Raw genomic sequence first — 13,172 nt, 5'->3', positions numbered from 1 at the left:
CGGGAGACAGACATGGCCAACGCCGACATTCGCCTCATTCCGTGCCGTTCGGACAACTACGCCGTTCTGCTCCACGATCCTGACGGCGGAACGACGGTGCTCGTCGACGCCCCGGAGGCGGCGCCGATCGCCGCGGTTCTGGACGAGACCGGCTGGTCGCTGAGCCACATCCTCATCACCCACCACCATCCCGACCATGTCGAGGGCATCGCCGAACTGAAGGCGCGCGACGGCGCCACCGTCATCGGTCCGCACAACGAGGCGAGCCGGATCGACGGGCTCGACGAGCTCCTGAGCGATGGCGACAGCGCCACCATCGGAGCGTGGGGCGTGCGCGCCATCGAAACGCCGGGCCACACCTCGGGCCCGCTGTCCTACTGGTTCCCCGACCTCGGTGTGGCCTTCACCGGAGATACGCTGTTCGCCCTGGGCTGCGGCCGCCTCTTCGAGGGCGATGCCGCAACCATGTGGGCCTCGCTCGCAACCCTGCGCCAGGTGCTGCCGGACGACACGCGCATCTACTGCGGCCACGAATACACCCAGAAGAACGCCGAGTTCGCCACCAGCGTCGATCCCGACAACCGGGTGCTCGCCGATCGCCGCTCCGCGGTCGAGGCGGCGCGCTCGCGCGGAGAGCCGACGGTGCCGTCGACCATGGCGGAGGAAAAAGCCACCAACCCGTTCCTGCGTGCCGACGATCCGGCGCTTGCCGCGCAGATTGGCCTGGACGGCGAGCCGCCGGAAGCGGTGTTCAAGGAACTGCGTGCGCGCCGCGACACGTTCTGAGGGGCCTGCAGGCGCGTATGCAAAGGGGAACAAGATGCCAGACCTGACGGCGGACGAGATCGTCCGCATGCTCGACATGAAACCGCACCCGGAAGGCGGCTTCTTCTGCGAGACCTACCGCGACCCAAACGGCCACGAGGGACGGGCGCACTCTACGGCCATCTATTATCTGCTGGCGGCGGGCGACCTGTCCGCCTGGCACCGGGTGGATGCAACAGAGGTCTGGCACTGGTACGCGGGTGCGCCGCTGGCGCTCACCATCTCCGAGAATGGCCACGATGCCGCCAGCCACCGGCTCGGCCAGAATCTGGCAGCGGGTGAGCGGCCCCAGGTGGTGGTGCCGCCGCACGCCTGGCAGACGGCGGAATCGCTTGGACACTGGACGCTCATCGGCTGCACCGTCGCGCCGGGCTTTCTCTTCGAGAGCTTCGAAATGGCGCCGCCGGACTGGAAGCCGGTCCCGCGCGGCTGATTGCGGCCCGGCCCGGGTCGTGCGCCGGAAAAGCATGCGTTCGCACCTTTCATATCGGGCCCGGCGATCCAATTTAAGAGAGCGTTCGCCGGCTCGCGAGACAGCTCCCTGGAACCTTCGCGGTCCCGGGGCGCTTTTTGTGCGCCTTCACCGCCTGCCTCAAACCGTTCCGGATCTGCATGCTTTTCCTTGAAATCGCGATCGGCGTTGTCGGCCTTCTCGCCGGCGGCGAACTCCTGGTCAGGGGAGCCTCGCGACTGGCCGTCAAACTCGGCATGTCGCCCCTGGTCGTGGGCGTTACGATCGTTGGTTTCGGAACCTCGGTGCCAGAGCTCGTGACCTGTCTGGAGGCGGCGTGGCGCGGCGCGCCGGGCATTGCCATCGGCAACATCGTCGGCTCCAACATCGCGAACATTCTGCTGATCCTCGGTGTCGCGGCGGCGATCCGGCCGTTCGTCTGTTCGCGGGCGGCGGTGGTGCGCGATGGCGGCCTGGTGATTGGCACCGCCATTCTCTTCACGCTCTTCGCCATGACCGGCGAACTCGAGCGATGGATGGGCGGCCTCTTCGTGACGGGCCTGGTGGTCTATCTCGCCTGGCTTTATCGCAGCGAACGCGCCGGTGCGTGCGAGCACGTCGACGCCGGCGGGGCCATGGCCATCGGCGACGAAGACGAGGCAACCCAGAATGGCGGCCGTTCGCTGCGCGATATCGGCCTCGTGGTGGTCGGCATCGGTCTGGTCATCGGCGGCGCCAACTTCCTGGTCGACGGATCCGTCGAGCTGGCCCGCATGTTCGATATCTCGGAGGACGTGATCGGCCTGTCTCTGGTGGCGCTCGGCACCTCGCTGCCGGAGCTTGCGACCTCGATGATCGCCGCCTTCCGCAAGCACTCCGAGATCGCGCTCGGCAATGTGCTCGGCTCCAACGTCTACAACGTGCTCGGCATCGGCGGCATCACCGCCCTGGTTCACCCGATCCCCGTCTCCCAGGACATGTTGCGGGTGGACTTTCCGATCATGGTGGCAGTGTCCGTCGCTATGGTGCTGATGGCGCGCAGCCGCGGCCGCCTGTCCCGGACGGAGGGCTTCCTGCTCCTCGGCGCCTACGTGGTCTATATCGGGATGCTCTATCGCGGCGTGGCCTGACGCGGCGGCCTCCTGCCTGCCGGTTGGCCGGTCCGGGCTACAGCGGCCAGACGAGGAGGATCATCGGCACGCCGACGGCGATGATGAGGATCTCCAGCGGCAGCCCCATGCGCCAGTAGTCGCCGAACGAGTAGCCGCCGGGGCCCAGCACGAGCGTGTTGTTCTTGTGTCCGATGGGCGTGAGGAAGGCGCAGGACGCGGCCACGGCCACCGCCATCAGAAAGGGATCGGGAGACACGCCGAGCTGGGCGGCGATCTCGTAGCCGGTCGGCGCGGCGACCACCGCCGTCGCCGTGTTGTTGAGCACGTCGGAGAGCGTCATCGTCACCAGCATGACGACGGTAAGGATCACCGCGGCCGGTAGCCCCGCCGTGCCGGCGACGATCCAGTCCGCGATGAGCGCCGTCCCGCCGGCCTCCTCCAGTGCCGCCCCGAGCGGGATCATGGAACCCAGCAGGACCACCACGGGCCATTCGATGTGATCGTAGACCTCGCGGATCGGCACGATGTCGAGCGCCACGTAGAGCGCGGCCACGGCGGCCAGCGCGATGGCAAGGTCGATGATACCGACGCTCGCGGCGCCGACCGCCACGGCGAACAGGCCCGCGGCGAGCCAGGCCCGGTGGCCCTGCGTCACGTTCAGGCCCCGGGCGGCCAGCGGCAGGGCGCCCAGCCAGGCGATGACGTCGTCCATGCGCTCCGCCGGTCCGTAGAGAAGCAGGATGTCGCCGGCGCGCAGTGTCAGGCCCGGAACGCGTCCATTGATGCGCTTGCCCTGCCGGGAAACGCCCAGCAGGCTGACGCCATGATGGCGCAAGAGCCCGATCTGCTTCACCGAGCGCCCGTCGATCCGGCTCTCGCGGGTGACGACGGCCTCGGTGAGTGTCATGTCGCTGCCGCCAAGTTCTTCGATCTGGCTTGAGCCGACCACCGACAACTCGTACTCGCTGCGCACCCGGTCGAGGGCGGAGGGGGCGCCTTCCACCAGGATGAGATCGCCCTCCCGCAGTTCGGCCGCCAGCGCCCGTCCGGGCAGGTGCTTGCCGCCGCGCACGAGGCCGAGAATCTCGACATCCATTTCGCGGGTCTTGGAGCGCAGGTCCTGCACCCGGCGTCCGATCGACTTGGAGCCTTCCGGGACCTCCAGCTCGGCCACGTAGTCCTTCACTGCGGCGAGGGCGTCGGGAAGCGCTCCCTCGCGCTGCGGAACCAGCCGCCAGCCGATCGTCGCGATGAAGGCCAGCCCGGCCAGGGCGCAGGCCAGCCCCACCGGGGCGAAGTCGAACATTGAGAAGGGGGCGCCCTCCACCTGGCCGCGATACTGCGCCACGATGATGTTCGGCGGCGTGCCGATCATGGTGACGAGCCCGCCGAGGATGGTGGCGAAGGAGAGTGCCATCAGCGTGGCGCCCACCGGGCGTCCGGCGCGTTTCGCCGCCTCGATGTCGACCGGCATGAGGAGAGCGAGCGCTGCGACGTTGTTGATGAAGGCGGACAGCGCGGCGCCGATGCCGCCGATGGTAACGACATGCCGGGGGATGCTCTCGCCGGTCCTGCGGACCGCGCGGGCCAGAACGCCGATGGCGCCCGCGTTGACGAGCCCGCGGGAAACCACCAGCACCAGCGCCACGATCAGGGTCGCGGGATGTCCGAAGCCGGTAAACGCGAGATCGTTGGGAACGGCGCCGATGATGACGCCGATGATCAGCGCCGCGAAGGCCACCAGATCGTAGCGGAATCTGCCCCAGATCAGGAAGGCGAAGACGACGGCGAACAGGCCGAAGAGCGCAATCTGCTGGTAGGTCATCGGCTTCGGCGGCCCCCTCGGGATGGATCGGGTCGCGGTCGGACCGTCTTGGGATCAGAGCGCCGGACGCAAGCCCTCGTCAACGCGCAACCCCGGGTCTAAAGGCAAGGCCGCCGGATCCTGCCGGCGCGATGCGCTGCGGTGGCGTGCGGCATGCCCCGTGGGCGCGTTGCCGCGTCCACGCGAGCGATGCTGTCCGCCGCCTCAGCCGAACTGGCCGTGGCAGTGCTTGTATTTCTTGCCGGAGCCGCACGGGCAAAGTTCGTTGCGGCCAACCTTGCCCCAGGTCTTCGGATCGTTGGGATCGCGCGCCGGGGCCGCGGATGCCGAGCCGGCGGGCCGTGTGGCAGTGGCCGTGCCGCCGGCGTAGGCAAGCTCGGCGTCGGCCATTTCCATCTCGTCTTCCCCGGTGGTGGGGTTTTCGTGATGGGCGTGCATTTCCGGCAGGTCGGCGTCGGTGGGCGGCGGCGGCGCCTGCTGCAACTCGATGCGCGAGAGCTGCGCCGTGGTCATCTCGCGAAGCGTCGCGAGCATGCCCTCGAACAGGGAGAAGGCCTCGGTCTTGTATTCCTGCAGCGGATCGCGCTGGGCGTACCCGCGGAAACCGACCACCGACCGCAAATGGTCGAGGGTGGCAAGGTGCTCGCGCCAGAGATGGTCGAGGATCTGCAGGATTACCGACTTCTCGACCTGGCGCCAGAGTTCCGGACCGTACTTCGCGACCTTGCGGGCCGCAGCCTCGTCGGCAGCGGCGGTCAGGCGCTCCTTCACCTCCTCGTCGGCGATACCCTCTTCCTTTGCCCATTCGTCGACGGGCAGGTCGAGGTTGAGGGTAGTGCGGACCGCTTCCTTCAGGCCGGCCGTGTCCCACTGTTCGGGATAGGCCTTCTCCGGAATGTGCTTGGCAACGAGGCCCTCGACCACGTCGTAGCGCATGTCCGTGACGGTCTCCTGGACCGTGTCGCCGGACATCAGTTCCAGCCGCTGTTCGAACACGACCTTGCGCTGGTCGTTCATGACGTCGTCGTATTTGAGGACGTTCTTGCGCTGGTCGAAGTTGCGGGCCTCGACCTTCGACTGCGCCTTTTCCAGCGCCCGGTTGATCCAGGGGTGGACGATCGCCTCACCCTCCTGGAGGCCCAGCCGCTGCAGCATGCCGTCCATCCGGTCGGATCCGAAGATCCGCATCAGGTCGTCCTGGAGCGACAGGTAGAAGCGGGAGTGGCCCGGATCGCCCTGGCGGCCCGACCGGCCACGCAGCTGGTTGTCGATGCGCCGGCTTTCATGGCGTTCGGTGCCGACCACGTAGAGACCGCCGGCGGCGAGGGCGCGTTCCTTGAGCTTCACCACGTCGGCGCGGATCTGCTCCTCGCGCGCCGTCCGCTCCGGGCCCTCCGGCATATCGGCCAGCTCCTGCTCGATCCGGAGATCGGCATTGCCGCCGAGCTGGATGTCGGTGCCTCGGCCAGCCATGTTCGTCGCGATCGTCACCGCGCCGGGAATGCCAGCCTGGGCGATGATGTGGGCTTCCTGCTCGTGGTAGCGGGCGTTGAGCACCTGGAAGACCTTGGCCGCGGTCTTGCGGTTCGGGTCGTAGAGGGCGGAGAAGTCGCGCTGGCGGTAGCCGGCCTTCTTCAGATTCTCAGCGAGCAGCTCCGACTTCTCGATGGAGGTCGTGCCGACGAGGATCGGCTGGCCGCGCTCGTGGCAGTCGTCGATCAGAGCGACGATGGCCGCGTATTTCTCGGCCGCCGTGCGATAGACCTCGTCGTCGTCGTCGATACGCGAAACCGGCAGGTTGGTCGGGATTTCGACCACCTCGAGCCGGTAGATGTCCATGAACTCTTCCGCCTCGGTCGACGCCGTGCCTGTCATGCCGGCCAGCTTGTCGTACATGCGGAAATAGTTCTGGAAGGTGATCGACGCGATCGTCTGGTTTTCCGGCTGGATCGCGACCTTTTCCTTCGCCTCCAGCGCCTGGTGAAGTCCGTCGCCGTAGCGGCGGCCGGGCATCATGCGGCCGGTGAATTCGTCGATGATGACGACTTCGCCGTCCTTGACGATGTAATCCCGGTCGCGCTGGAACAGCTTGTGGGCGCGCAGCGACTGCTGGAGGTGGTGGACGATGGAGACGTTCTCGACGTCGTAGAGCGACTCGCCCTTCAGATGCCCCGCCTCGCCGAGGATCTGCTCCAGCCGCTCGTTGCCGGCCTCGGTAAAGGATGCCGAGCGCATCTTCTCGTCGAGCTCGTAGTCCTCCTCGTCCAGTTGCGGGACGAACATGTCCATCGCGGTGTAGAACTCGGAGCGGTCCTCCAGCGGGCCGGAGATGATCAGCGGCGTGCGCGCCTCGTCGATCAGGATGGAGTCCACCTCGTCGACGATCGCGAAGGCATGACCGCGCTGGGTCATGGTCGCCGCCTCGTATTTGAGGTTGTCGCGCAGATAGTCGAAGCCGAACTCGTTGTTCGTGCCGTAGGTGATGTCGCAGGCATAGGCTTCGCGCCGCTGCTCGTCCGACATGCCGTGGACGATCTTGCCGACGCTCAGGCCGAGGAACCGGTAGACGCGGCCCATCCAGTCGGCGTCGCGGGTGGCCAGGTAGTCGTTCACCGTGACGACGTGAACGCCCTTGCCGGTCAGCGCGTTGAGATAGGTGGGCAGGGTCGCGACGAGCGTCTTGCCCTCGCCGGTCTTCATTTCGGCGATGCCGCTCTCGTGCAGCACCATGCCGCCGATCAGCTGCACGTCGAAATGACGCTGGCCGAGAACGCGCCTTGCGGCCTCGCGCACTGTCGCGAACGCGGGGACAAGCAACTCGTCCACCGACTTGCCCGCCGCGATCTCTTCGCGGAAGGCGTCGGTCCGGGCCCTGAGCGCGTCGTCGTCGAGCGCCTGCAGCTCCGGTTCGAGTGCGTTGATCTTCTCCACGCGGCCGGTGAAGCTCTTCAGCTTCCGGTCGTTCGCGGTGCCGAAAATCTTTCGGGTCAATCCGCCGAGCCCGATCATGGCCGCTCTAACCTCCGAGGGGACATTGCAATTCTTTGCCGGCTGGGTGCCTCGCCGGAAGCCCCGGAGGTCGACCTCATCGACCGATATGGGAAAGCTCTTGCCGGACGGGGCGGACCTGGCGCTCGCAAGCGTGGGATCCGAGGCGGCAGCCGAGACATAAGAGGGGGCCTGATGGTTGTCAACGTGACCGCTTTCCGACAGTGTGCCGGCGCTTCGTATGGGGGCACCCGCATTTTGAAAGGCAGTTTTTGATGCTTATCAGCCAATTCGCCCGGTCCTGCGCGCTTGCCGCGGCCATCGCCCTGCCGGCAGCCGCGACCGCGCTGGCCCAGGATGACGTGGTCGTGCGCGTCGGCGACGCGACCATTACGAATGCCGATGTCTCCCGCGCGACCGACATGCTCGGCCCCCGCCTGACGCAGGTTCCGGAGGAGCAGCGCCGCGAAGTGGTCATCCAGGCCCTGATCGATCTCCAGGTCATGGCGAACGCCGCGCGCGCTGCCGGGATCGACGAGAGCGCGGACTTCAAGGCCGAGTTGTCCTTCCTGGAGTCCCAGGCCCTGCGCGACATCTACTTCGAGCAGGAAATCGAGGGTTCGGTCGGCGAGGACGAGGTTCGCGCCCGCTACGAGGAAGAGATCGCCAAGCTCGACCCGCAGGAAGAGATCCAGGCGCGTCACATCCTGGTCGAGACCGCCGAGGAAGCGGACGAGCTGATCGACGAGCTCGACAACGGCGCCGATTTCGCCGAGCTCGCGCAGCAGCATTCCACCGGCCCGTCCGGTCCGAAGGGCGGCGACCTGGGCTACTTCAGCAAGGGCCAGATGGTGCCGGAGTTCGAGGCCGCCGCCTTCGCGCTTGAGCCGGGCGCCTATACCGAGGAGCCGGTGAAGACCCAGTTCGGCTTCCACATCATCAAGGTCGAGGACAAGCGCGAGCAGCAGCCGCCGGCTTTTGCCGACGTCGAGGAGCAGCTCAGGGAGGCCATGGTGCGCGAACTCCTGACGCAGCGCCTCGCCGAGCTCAAGGACGCGACCACGGTGGAGCGTCTCGACGCGCCGGCCGATGCCGCTCCGGAGAGCGACGCGGCCACGACCTCCGGCGGCAACCAGTAAGGTCCGGAGAGCGGTCCATGTCGAGCGGCGTGTCTCCTTTCGCTCCGGCCCGGTTTCCCGAGCTGCCGGCCATCCGCGGGGTGCGGATGGCCACGGCCCAGGCGGGTATCAAATATGCCGGTCGCACCGACGTTCTGCTGATGGCCTTTGACGAGGGGACCGCCGTCGCCGGCGTGTTCACCCGGTCGAAGTGTCCTTCGGCCGCCGTCGACTGGTGCCGGGACAATGTCGGCGGGGGAGCGGCCCGGGCCCTGCTCGTCAACTCCGGCAACGCCAACGCCTTCACCGGCCAGAAGGGCCGGGAGGCGGTGACCGTCTCTGGAGATCTGGTCGGCGAGGCCCTCGGCGTGTCGACCGATTCCGTCTTTCTTGCCTCCACCGGCGTGATCGGCGAACCGCTCGATCCGTCCAAGTTCGGTGCCGTGCTGGGCGGTTGCGTCGCGCAGTTGGGCAGCGACGGCTGGGAAGCGGCCGGCCGGGCCATCATGACCACCGACACCTACCCGAAGGGCGCGACCCAGACGGTGGACATCGGCGGCACGACCGTCACCATCAACGGCATCGCCAAGGGCGCCGGCATGATCGCGCCCGACATGGCGACCATGCTCTCCTTCATCGCGACAGACGCGGCAATTGCGCCGGGTGTGCTGGAGCGGATGCTGAAGGCCGGGGTGCGCGACACCTTCAACGCCATCACCATCGATTCCGACACCTCCACGTCCGACACGGTGCTCTTGTTCGCCACCGGTGCCGCTGGCAACGTACCCATCGAGAGCACCACGTCGTCCGCCGCCCGGCGGTTCCGCACGGCGCTCAACGACGTGCTGCGCGATCTCGCCCATCAGGTGGTCAAGGACGGCGAGGGCGCCCGCAAGTTCGTGACCGTCACCGTGGAGGGCGCGCAGTCGGCCGGCTCGGCACGCGCCATCGCCCGCTCCATCGCCAACTCGCCGCTGGTGAAGACGGCGATCGCCGGCGAAGACGCCAACTGGGGCCGGGTGGTGATGGCCGTCGGCAAGGCCGGCGAGCCAGCCGAGCGCGACCGGCTGGCCATCTGGTTCGGCGACATCCGGGTCGCCGTCAACGGTGAGCGCGACCCGGACTATTCCGAGGCCGCGGCGTCCCAGGTGATGAAGCAGCCGGAGATCGCCATCCGCGTCGATCTGGGCATCGGACGCGGCACCGGCACCGTCTGGACGTGCGACCTGACCAAGGAATACGTCGCCATCAACGGTGACTACCGGAGCTAGGGCGGGATGCCGGCCGAAGAGGGCGCCTCCGTACGCATGGTTCTCGTGGTTGCCTGCGCCCTGGTGGACGTGGACGGGCGAGTGCTCATGGCTCAGCGCCCCGAGGGCAAGGCGCTGGCGGGGCTCTGGGAGTTCCCCGGCGGCAAGGTGGAGGCCGGCGAGCGGCCGGAGGACACATTGGTGCGCGAGCTTGCCGAGGAACTCGGCATCACCGTCACCCCGCCGTGCCTCGCGCCGCTCACCTTCGCCAGCCACGGCTACGACGACTTCCACCTCCTCATGCCGCTCTATGTCTGCCGGCGCTGGGAGGGGAACCCGCAAGGACTGGAAGGGCAGCCGCTGCGCTGGGTCTATCCCAAGCGTATGCGCGAGCTGCCGCTGCCGCCGGCCGACGAGCCGCTGGTCGCCCACCTCATCGATCTGCTCGGCTGATCCCCTCTTTCCTCCCGCCGCACGGAGCGCCAGGGCGGAAATCGCCCATTTTGCGTGACGTCCGTCACCAACGCGCACGGTTCTGCCGAGGCTGACCGGCCATCGTGACGGGCGTCACTTCGTCGCGGCCGCCTCGTCCCCATTCTCCACTCATCGGCAGGGAAGACCCCCGCCGGAAACGGAGAGGAGAGAGCCATGTTTGCGAAGAAGACGATCATCCTGGTTGCCACGACGCTCGCCATCGCCGGCGGGGCTCTCGGCGCCAACGCCGCCCCGCTGAACGGCGCGAGCTTCGCCACCAACATCGAAAGCCGCACCGTCGAGGTGAAGAAGAGGCACGGTCACGGCGGGCGTCACCATGCCCATCGCGGTCCCGGCCGGCACGGTCACCACGGTCATCGCGGCCCGCATCGCCGTCCCGGCCTGCACGCCTGGGGCCCGGGCTACGTGGGCTACTATCCGCCGCGGCGCTGTCGCATCGAGCGGGTGAAGGTCTACGACCCCTATATCGGTCGCCGGGTCTGGGTCCGTGAGCGGGTCTGCTTCCGCCGCTGACACGCCACGACCATGACGAAGATCCCACAGCGACGACCTCCGGGACTCCAAATCCCGGGGGCGTCGTGCGTCTGTGCCATCTGCCCGACGGGGCACGGGTAGCGATGGGGGCGGTTTGCCGGATAAGAGGGAATGCGAAGCCCGCTCCACCCGCCAAGGATGCCCATGCCCCTGACCCGCGCCGCCCTGCTCGACCGCCTCGCCGCCCGCGGCATCGAGGCCCCGACCACCGACCATCCGGCCGTCTTCACGGTCGGGGAGTCCGAAGACCTTCACGACCGTATCCCCGGCGGCCACTCCAAAAACCTGTTCCTGAAGGACAAGAAGGACAGGGTCTTCCTGGTGTCCGTTCTGGCTGACGCCACGGTGGACCTGAAGCGGATCCACACGCTTATCGGTGCCCAGGGCCGCGTCAGTTTCGGCAAGCCCGAACTGCTGATGGAGTTGCTTGGCGTGGCGCCCGGCTCGGTCACGCCGTTCGGCATCGTCAACGATGGCGACGGCCGGGTGACGGTCATTCTCGACGCCGGGCTTATGGCCCACGACGTCGTCAACTTCCATCCGCTCGAGAACACCGCGACCACGTCCATCGGCCGGGACGATCTCATCCGCTTCCTCACCGAGGAGGGGCATCCCCCACAGGTGCTTGCCGTGACGGACGAGGCGATCGCCGCCGGTTTGTAATCTCCGCGCGAAATGCCCATTTCAGGCACAACAACGGTGTCGGTATGCGCCTTTCCGGCTGCTATCGGCGCTTGAGAGGGGCGATCGCCGGTGCATGGCCGTTCGCCGCGGCGTGACAGGCGGCGTGCGAACGTGGTGTAAGTCGCGTCGAACGGACGACACATCGAGCGCTCGGTAGAAACAGGATCCATCCATGAGTGAGACGCCGATCATTCTCGGAAGCGACGGCCAGCAGGTCCGCAGTGCGCAAGCCGCACCGGCAGCGGCCGACGGCGCGCTCATCAGCGACGCCACCACAGCAACCTTCGCCAGGGACGTGCTCGAGGCGTCGCGCTCGGTGCCGGTGCTGGTCGACTTCTGGGCGCCGTGGTGCGGCCCCTGCAAGCAGCTCACGCCGGTTCTCGAAAAGGCCGTGCAGGACGCGAAGGGAGCCGTGCGGCTGGTCAAGCTGAACATCGACGAAGATCCGCAGATCGCCCAGCAGCTCGGCATCCAGTCGATCCCGGCCGTCATCGCCTTCCAGGACGGACAGCCGGTGGACGGGTTCATGGGTGCGCTGCCGGAAGGCCAGGTGAAGCAGTTCATCGAGCGAGTTGCGGGACCGGCCGGTGCCGGTGCTGGCTCCGCCGAGGCGATTGCCCAGGCCGATGCGCTGCGCCGCTCCGGTGACCTTCAGGGCGCAGCCGATCTCTACGTCGCCGTCCTGCAGCAGGATCCGGAGGCGCTGGAGGCGGTTGCCGGCCTCGCGCTCTGCCAGATCGATGCGGGTCAGGTGGACGAGGCCCGACAGACGCTTGAAATGGTTCCGGCCGACCGGTTGGGCGAGCCGGCCATTGCGGCGGCCTACGCTGCCATCGCCCTTGCCGACGAGGCGGCGGAGGCCGGCGATGTCGGGACCCTGGAGGCCCAAGTGCGCGCCGATCCGGCCGACCATCAGGCGCGGTTCGACCTGGCCGTGGCGCTCGCCGGTCGCAACCGGCGTGACGAGGCCGTCGACCAGCTTCTGGAGATCCTCAAGGTCGACCGGGAGTGGAACGAGGGCGCGGCGCGCACCAAGCTGGTGTCGTTGTTCGATACGTGGGGACCTCAGGATCCGGCCAGCGTCAGAGGGCGGCGCAGGATGTCGTCGCTGCTCTTCTCCTGACCTATATGCGCAGGAACAACCGACGGTTCGGGGGGGACCCGTTCGTCGAGAAGGTCTGAAGCAATGGAAGCAGGCAACAAGAGCTACGGGCGGCCGGCCGACGTGCCGGTCGTCATTCCGGTCTTTCCGCTGGAGGGCGCGCTCCTCCTCCCGGGCGTGCAGATGCCGCTCAACATCTTCGAGCCGCGCTACGTGGCGATGATCGACGCCGCGCTGCGTGCCGATCGGGTCATCGGCATGGTGCAGCCGCGCTTTGACGGTGACGGCAACCTTGGCGGCGACACGCCACCCCTGTGCGAGGTCGGATGCCTCGGCCGGCTCACCGCCTTCCAGGAGAGCGGCGACGGTCGGTATCTGGTGACCCTCTCGGGCATCACGCGGTTCCGCATCGAGGAAGAGATGTCGACCACGACGCCGTTCCGCATGTGCCGGGTCTCCGTCGATGACTATGCCGCCGACCTGGGTGTGCCGCGCGGCGAGGAGGAGGTCGATCGTGATGCCGTCATCAAGGCGTTCCGCGACTATCTTTCCGCCAACGACCTGCAGGCCGACTGGAAGAGCGTCCGCGAGGCGTCGAACGAAACGCTGGTCAACACGCTTTCCATGATGAGCCCCTATGGTCCGGCCGAGAAGCAGGCGCTTCTGGAGGCGCCGAACCTGAAGGCGCGGGCGGAGACGCTGGTCGCGATCACCGAGATCGAGCTGGCGCGCGCCGGCGGAGACGACAACCAAACCATCAATTGAGGCCGTGTCCGCGGTGGGCGGCG

At 67.7% G+C, this 13,172-nt stretch carries 12 protein-coding genes; 10 read left to right on the top strand and 2 right to left on the bottom strand.

Going from position 1 to position 13,172, the window contains the following annotated elements:
* Positions 1-12: 12 nt before the first annotated feature.
* The 3 genes from gloB (at position 13) to C507_RS0107570 (ending at position 2,406) form a co-directional block, all read left to right on the top strand.
* Positions 13-786, top strand: coding sequence for a hydroxyacylglutathione hydrolase (gloB, locus tag C507_RS0107580; protein ID WP_018699075.1), 774 nt, complete (start codon positions 13-15; stop codon positions 784-786).
* 34 nt (positions 787-820) lie between these two features.
* Entirely contained in the window at positions 821-1,258 is a 438-nt protein-coding gene (locus C507_RS0107575) for a cupin domain-containing protein (RefSeq protein WP_018699074.1), read from the top strand.
* Positions 1,259-1,437: 179 nt separating this feature from the next.
* On the top strand, positions 1,438-2,406 hold the full coding sequence (locus C507_RS0107570; RefSeq protein ID WP_026318927.1) for a calcium/sodium antiporter: 969 nt from the start codon (positions 1,438-1,440) through the stop codon (positions 2,404-2,406).
* A gap of 37 nt (positions 2,407-2,443) precedes the next feature.
* On the opposite strand, the gene C507_RS0107565 is transcribed toward C507_RS0107570, so the two are convergent.
* Together C507_RS0107565 and secA are read right to left on the bottom strand one after the other, a co-directional pair.
* Positions 2,444-4,213: an SLC13 family permease gene (locus tag C507_RS0107565; RefSeq protein ID WP_018699072.1), complete on the bottom strand. Its 1,770-nt coding sequence runs from the start codon at positions 4,211-4,213 to the stop codon at positions 2,444-2,446.
* A 204-nt stretch (positions 4,214-4,417) separates the two neighbouring features.
* Positions 4,418-7,222, bottom strand: coding sequence for a preprotein translocase subunit SecA (gene secA / locus C507_RS0107560; RefSeq protein ID WP_018699071.1), 2,805 nt, complete (start codon positions 7,220-7,222; stop codon positions 4,418-4,420).
* A gap of 254 nt (positions 7,223-7,476) precedes the next feature.
* On the opposite strand from secA, the gene C507_RS0107550 reads away from it, so the two are divergent.
* From C507_RS0107550 to C507_RS0107520, 7 genes are all read left to right on the top strand, one after another.
* Positions 7,477-8,340: a peptidylprolyl isomerase gene (locus C507_RS0107550; protein WP_018699069.1), complete on the top strand. Its 864-nt coding sequence runs from the start codon at positions 7,477-7,479 to the stop codon at positions 8,338-8,340.
* Positions 8,341-8,357: 17 nt separating this feature from the next.
* Positions 8,358-9,590, top strand: a complete 1,233-nt coding sequence (gene argJ / locus C507_RS0107545) for a bifunctional glutamate N-acetyltransferase/amino-acid acetyltransferase ArgJ (protein WP_018699068.1) — start codon at positions 8,358-8,360, stop codon at positions 9,588-9,590.
* A gap of 6 nt (positions 9,591-9,596) precedes the next feature.
* On the top strand, positions 9,597-10,022 hold the full coding sequence (locus C507_RS0107540; RefSeq protein WP_018699067.1) for a (deoxy)nucleoside triphosphate pyrophosphohydrolase: 426 nt from the start codon (positions 9,597-9,599) through the stop codon (positions 10,020-10,022).
* Between the two features lie 195 nt (positions 10,023-10,217).
* Positions 10,218-10,577 (top strand): hypothetical protein, encoded by a 360-nt coding sequence (locus tag C507_RS20710; protein ID WP_018699066.1) that lies wholly within the window; start codon positions 10,218-10,220, stop codon positions 10,575-10,577.
* Between the two features lie 165 nt (positions 10,578-10,742).
* Positions 10,743-11,261 carry a prolyl-tRNA synthetase associated domain-containing protein gene (locus C507_RS0107530; protein ID WP_018699065.1) on the top strand — a complete coding sequence of 173 codons (519 nt, stop codon included), beginning with the start codon at positions 10,743-10,745 and terminating at the stop codon, positions 11,259-11,261.
* Positions 11,262-11,454: 193 nt separating this feature from the next.
* Complete coding sequence (gene trxA, locus C507_RS0107525) at positions 11,455-12,405, top strand: thioredoxin (RefSeq protein ID WP_018699064.1); 951 nt, start codon at positions 11,455-11,457, stop codon at positions 12,403-12,405.
* A 63-nt stretch (positions 12,406-12,468) separates the two neighbouring features.
* Positions 12,469-13,149, top strand: coding sequence for an LON peptidase substrate-binding domain-containing protein (locus tag C507_RS0107520; RefSeq protein ID WP_018699063.1), 681 nt, complete (start codon positions 12,469-12,471; stop codon positions 13,147-13,149).
* The last annotated feature ends 23 nt before the right edge of the window (positions 13,150-13,172 follow it).

It is taken from the genome of Amorphus coralli DSM 19760 (genome assembly GCF_000374525.1).
GTDB classification, from domain to species: Bacteria; Pseudomonadota; Alphaproteobacteria; order Rhizobiales; family Amorphaceae; genus Amorphus; species Amorphus coralli.
This window is presented reverse-complemented; position numbering and strand designations above follow the sequence as displayed.

Coding starts and splice junctions, on each gene's coding strand:
- secA (WP_018699071.1), bottom strand. CDS start 7,222: ATGATCGGGCTCGGCGGATTGACCCGAAAGATTTTCGGCACCGCGAAC.
- C507_RS0107575 (WP_018699074.1), top strand. CDS start 821: ATGCCAGACCTGACGGCGGACGAGATCGTCCGCATGCTCGACATGAAA.
- C507_RS0107550 (WP_018699069.1), top strand. CDS start 7,477: ATGCTTATCAGCCAATTCGCCCGGTCCTGCGCGCTTGCCGCGGCCATC.
- C507_RS0107520 (WP_018699063.1), top strand. CDS start 12,469: ATGGAAGCAGGCAACAAGAGCTACGGGCGGCCGGCCGACGTGCCGGTC.
- C507_RS0107530 (WP_018699065.1), top strand. CDS start 10,743: ATGCCCCTGACCCGCGCCGCCCTGCTCGACCGCCTCGCCGCCCGCGGC.
- gloB (WP_018699075.1), top strand. CDS start 13: ATGGCCAACGCCGACATTCGCCTCATTCCGTGCCGTTCGGACAACTAC.
- C507_RS0107540 (WP_018699067.1), top strand. CDS start 9,597: ATGCCGGCCGAAGAGGGCGCCTCCGTACGCATGGTTCTCGTGGTTGCC.
- argJ (WP_018699068.1), top strand. CDS start 8,358: ATGTCGAGCGGCGTGTCTCCTTTCGCTCCGGCCCGGTTTCCCGAGCTG.
- trxA (WP_018699064.1), top strand. CDS start 11,455: ATGAGTGAGACGCCGATCATTCTCGGAAGCGACGGCCAGCAGGTCCGC.
- C507_RS0107565 (WP_018699072.1), bottom strand. CDS start 4,213: ATGACCTACCAGCAGATTGCGCTCTTCGGCCTGTTCGCCGTCGTCTTC.
- C507_RS20710 (WP_018699066.1), top strand. CDS start 10,218: ATGTTTGCGAAGAAGACGATCATCCTGGTTGCCACGACGCTCGCCATC.
- C507_RS0107570 (WP_026318927.1), top strand. CDS start 1,438: ATGCTTTTCCTTGAAATCGCGATCGGCGTTGTCGGCCTTCTCGCCGGC.